This is a genomic window from Bradyrhizobium sp. P2_E8 (assembly GCF_056403875.1).
The window spans coordinates 1-5,175 of sequence record NZ_JBFUES010000529.1 but is presented as its reverse complement, the minus strand read 5'-3'; the positions used below and the strand labels follow the sequence as shown (position 1 = coordinate 5,175).

General features: G+C 61.9%; 2 protein-coding genes. Both read right to left on the bottom strand.

Features of this window, described 5'->3' with window-relative positions:
• Positions 1 to 730: 730 nt before the first annotated feature.
• The gene (locus AC1D00_RS25580) at positions 731 to 2,929 is read right to left on the bottom strand and encodes an ABC transporter substrate-binding protein (protein WP_477012564.1); all 2,199 of its coding nucleotides are present in this window, start codon (positions 2,927 to 2,929) and stop codon (positions 731 to 733) included.
• Positions 2,930 to 3,533: 604 nt separating this feature from the next.
• The coding region (gene lepA / locus AC1D00_RS25575; RefSeq protein WP_477012563.1) for a translation elongation factor 4 at positions 3,534 to 5,175 on the bottom strand (1,642 nt) is incomplete at its 5' end.

The following is a 5,175-nucleotide window of genomic DNA, read 5'->3' as shown; positions in this document are numbered from 1 at the left end:
TATATGCCCCGTTTAAAAAGGGGCGCTACTGGAAATTGCAGTCGTGAAGCCACTCCCGTTACCGGCATAACAGCAAGGGAATAAAGAGCGGACCGCAGCCGCCGGTGGGCTCTCGCTCCAATTCTGCCTGGAAAGCCCGCCAGGTACTCATGATGTCAGCTAGGGGTCAAAACGCGAAAAACTCAACTCGAGCAAATTCAGTCCGCTAAGCCCCATTGAACGGACCTCAAGGGAGGATGATCCTCCCCGTTGAAACGACGCCGGCCAGGTCAAGAGATGCCCCCGCCAAGTCACGAACAGGGCATCGCGGCGGGGCCAAAATGCCTCGCGTTGACCATGATTCCGAGCGTACATTCGCCCAATCTGGGTGATGGTAGGGCAGTTGCAGTGGCGGCTCAGTCCCACAAGACCGCAGAAGAGGAGTACGAGGCGCAAGTACGCGTCCTCGTTCGTATTGTTTCAATCTGCACTTTGGGGCTTTTCGCTTTCGCCGCGGGCCTGCTGATTGGGACCTTTCTATTTTCGTAATCGAACATGAATGACCGGCCCTTCGGGCGTTCTGTTTGATTTGGGCTTCAGGACGCAGTCGCACTGCCGACCAGCACTGCGGCGACGATCGCCGCCACGATCGCGGCGCCGGCCAGCGCGTAGGATGGGTAGAGCGAAAGCGAAACCCATCAAATCTCGTCCTCAAAAGGTGCGGCGGGCCGGCGAGGTATCCACGCTTGCCTCACACGGCATAACGCCGGTAGAGCACGACGATGATGGCGAGCACCGTCCCGGCATAAATGATCTGCGCGACGTGATCCGAAACAACAGCGACGCGCTTTCGGCCCGCGTCCCGAAGTTTTTCATGTCTGTAGCCCGCCAACATCGCCATCAGGCATAGCACGAAGAAGATGTAGAACATCTCTTCGACCACCACCGTGTATCCGACATCGCCGATCTGGCTGTTCACCGCCACGAGCAGCACCGCGCTCGCCAGGATCGAGGTCACTGGGATCGTCACGCGTTCACGAAACATGGTTTCGGGAAAGAACAGCGTGGCGAATACGACGAGCACGAGCAGAAACAGCGGCAGCAGGTTCTTCAGCATGTAGATGGCGGAGCTGCGGCGCAGCATGATGGTCGCATCGAAGCCTGYGAATTCCGTCCTTGCCTCGGCACCAAACAAAGACGCCTTTCCGAGCGTCGATCCGCTGGACAGGGATTCGACGAAATAGGTCAGCCCGAGAAATCGCCAGAGCGGAAGTCCGGAATAGGCCCCGTCCTCGGCCCGCGAGCTTCCGTCGTCGGCGAGGCGCAAGCCGAACCGATCGATGACATAGGTGATGAGTTCCCGCCGCCGTTCCGTGTTCTGAAAATGTAGATGCAATTGCTGCGTGTCGAACGGATAGTCATGGAGATCGAAACGGGCCTTGAAATCGCCGTTGATGCGATAGAGCCGGTAGCTCAGGCCGTCTTCGTGTCCAGCCTGAATCGGCCGCGCTGGATCGAAAGCCCCGCGATCCAGCAATGCCGGGAATTCGACGTGCGTCTGCGCCTCGTCGTCGCCAGCGAATCGCATCCAAAGATAGAAGTCGACGTTGAACGAATTTTGCTTCACGTCGATCCGGCTGACGCGAATGACGTCGATGCCGGTATAGACGACGCGCTGAATCCAGTAGCGCCGATCCTCGAACGCGATGACATGGCCCTTCTCCTGTTCCGCGGCGAGATCGATTCCATCAGGCTGATCGATGCGCACGAGTTGCTGCGGCGCCGTGACGAACCGACCGTAATGGAAGAAACCCATTCGGATCGGGCGCGGAATGTCGCGGTTCGCGTTGAAATAGAGCCGCCCCGTCAGCCCGACGACCGCCGATTTCGGACTGTCGATCGCAGCCAGTGCGACGCGCACCCGGTCGCGATCCGCAACCTTGCTGTCGGATCGTTTCTGAATCCCCTGCCCCATAAACCGGTGATGTACGGCAGCTCGTTTGAGCGCATCGATCATCAGGCGCGCGGCGTCATACGCGCCGCCGRCAACCCAGCTTGGCGAGGTTCCCGCTTTCGCCTTGTAGTCGACGGCAAAGGCCTGCGCCGCCACGCCTGCGCTGTCGAACATCAGCGATGAAGCGGCATACAGATTTTCGCTGAAGAAACCCGGATGCGATTTTTCCTCGGGCTCGTTGGCGAAATTCTGCAAATAGCTTTCGCGGGCCGCGCCCTGGGATGCGATGATCGTTCCCTTGATGCCGTGGCGGCGCAGCGCCTTGATGATGTCTGGGCTGAAATCGGGTGCCGCGCCGACGACGATAACGCCGGGTCCGGGCTCCTGCGCGGCAGCTTCTAGCGCCCCATCCATCGATCCGATCTGACCGGCTGCGACGTCCAGTCCGAACACGTGCAACTGCTCCGCCGGATAGGCCGCCGCAAATCCACGCGCAAAACTCTTGCCGTAGGAATCGCGCGTGTGAACAAGACGGACTTTTGGCTCCTTCATCACGGCGCGCAGATGTTCCGCGACCGAGCGCGCCTGCGCGGAGACCGGCGCCAACGCACGAAAATAGTAATCATTGGTTGATGTCAGATCGTCGGCAGCCGCGCTTCCCGTGAGCGCCGGAACCCGCGCAGCCTTATATACCGGCGCTGCCGCGAGCGAAGTGGAGCTGAGATAATGGCCGAGCACAGCGACGCATGGGCTGTCGGCGATCGCCTGCGCATTCGCACGCGCCACGGCTGGATCGCTTGCGTCGTCGAACAGAGCGAGTTCAATGAGCCGTCCGTTGACGCCACCCTTGGCGTTCACCTCGTCGATTGCAAGCTGCGTCGCGACCAGGCTTTCCGTCCCGGCCGGGGCGGACGGGCCAGAGAGCGAATTGGCGAACGCGATGCGAATAGGCTCCGGGCGGGTCCAGAGGATGACGGCCCAGGCGACGGCGAGCACCAGCGCGACGCCCGCAACAACTGCAAGCCACATTCTCAGCCGCGGCTTCATCGTCGATCCTCGCATCGATCGGCATAAGCCGAGATTCTCCAGATCGAGGCCTCACTCAGGCCGAGATTGCCGCCGCTGGGAGCGTTTTTCAACCCCGCCCATCGCCACCGGCAAGATCTACGACCACTCAAAGCGGATGAAGGGAAAAGCGCTTGGCAGGTCGGTTGACGGGCCAGGAGCCGACGCAAGCCGTCACCGACGCGATGCCTGGATCGAAATCAGAGACTGCCGATCGGCCGGCGGTCGAGATGGTGCGTCCTGATGAAGGCCTGCTGCGCAACCACTGCCATGATGCCATCATGCCCCTGTTTTGCCCGACGCGTCAACCGGATTTCGTAAAATCGAAAATTCGAAAAACCCCAATGCCGACAAAGGGCCGGCTACTGTGCATGGGGTTGTTTTCGCGGTTTTTGTTGTCCGGCCGCAAAAGCCTCGGACCGGACCGATCTCGCCACGAAATCTGGTCCTGCCTTCGTCGTCATGGCCGGGCTCGACCCGGCCATCCACGGCTTCTCAGCGGCACCAAAAACGTGGATGCCCGGGCCCGTTCGCCTCAGCTATCCACCTTCAGCGCGGCAATGAAGGCTTCCTGCGGGATGTCGACCTTGCCGAACTGCCGCATCTTCTTCTTGCCTTCCTTCTGCTTCTCCAGAAGCTTGCGCTTACGCGTGATGTCGCCGCCGTAGCATTTTGCGGTGACGTCCTTGCGCAGCGCGCGCACCGTCTCGCGGGCGATCACCTTGCCGCCGATCGCCGCCTGGATCGGGATCTGGAACATGTGCGGCGGGATCAGCTCCTTCATCTTCTCGACCATGGCGCGGCCGCGGCCTTCGGCGCGGGTGCGATGCACCAGCATGGAGAGCGCGTCCACCGGCTCGGCATTGACCAGGATCTGCATCTTGACGAGGTCGGCCGGCTTGTAGTCGGTGAGATGATAGTCGAACGAGGCGTAGCCCTTGGAGACCGATTTCAGCCGGTCGTAGAAGTCGAACACGACCTCGTTGAGCGGCAGGTCGTATTTCACCATCGCGCGGGCGCCGACATAGGTCAGCTCCTTCTGCGCGCCGCGGCGGTCCTGGCACAGCTTCAGCACGCTGCCGAGATATTCGTCGGGGGTGAGGATCGTCGCCTCGATCCAGGGCTCCTGGATCTCCTCGATCTTGACCACGTCGGGCATGTCGACGGGATTGTGGATCTCGAGCTCGGTGCCGTCGGTCAGCTTCATCTTGTAGATGACGCTCGGCGCGGTCGCGATCAGGTTGAGATCGAATTCGCGCGACAGCCGCTCCTGGATGATCTCCAGATGCAACAGGCCGAGGAAGCCGCAGCGGAAGCCGAAGCCGAGCGCGGCCGAGGTCTCCATCTCGAACGAGAAGCTGGCGTCGTTGAGGCGCAGCTTGCCCATCGCGGCGCGCAGCGTCTCGAAATCGTCGGCGTCGACCGGGAACAGGCCGCAGAACACCACCGGGATCGCCGGCTTGAAGCCCGGCAGCATTTCGGTGACCGGCTTCCTGTCGTCGGTGATGGTGTCGCCGACGCGGGTGTCGGCCACTTCCTTGATGGCGGCGGTGATGAAGCCGATCTCGCCGGGGCCGAGCTCGTCGACCTGCTGCATCTTCGGCGTGAAGAAGCCGACGCGCTCGACGTCGTAGGCGGCGCCCGTGCCCATCATGCGGACGCGGCTACCCTTCTTCATGACGCCGTCGACGACGCGGATCAGGACGACGACGCCGAGATAGACGTCGTACCAGCTGTCGACCAGCAGCGCCTTCAGGGTCGCGTCGCGATCGCCCTTCGGCGGCGGCAGGCGGGTGACGATGGCTTCCAGCACGTCGGGAACACCGAGGCCGGTCTTGGCCGAGATCATCACGGCGTCGGAGGCGTCGATGCCGATGACGTCCTCGATCTGCTGCTTGACCTTCTCGGGCTCGGCGGCCGGAAGGTCGACCTTGTTCAGGACCGGAACGATCTCGTGATTGTTGTCGAGCGCCTGGTAGACGTTGGCGAGCGTCTGCGCTTCGACGCCCTGGCTGGCGTCGACCACCAGCAGGGAACCCTCGCAGGCCGCCAGCGACCGCGAGACTTCGTAGGCGAAGTCGACATGGCCGGGCGTGTCCATCAGGTTGAAGATGTAGTCCTTGCCGTCCTTGGCGTGGTAGGCGAGGCGGACCGTCTGCGCCTTGATGGTGATGCCG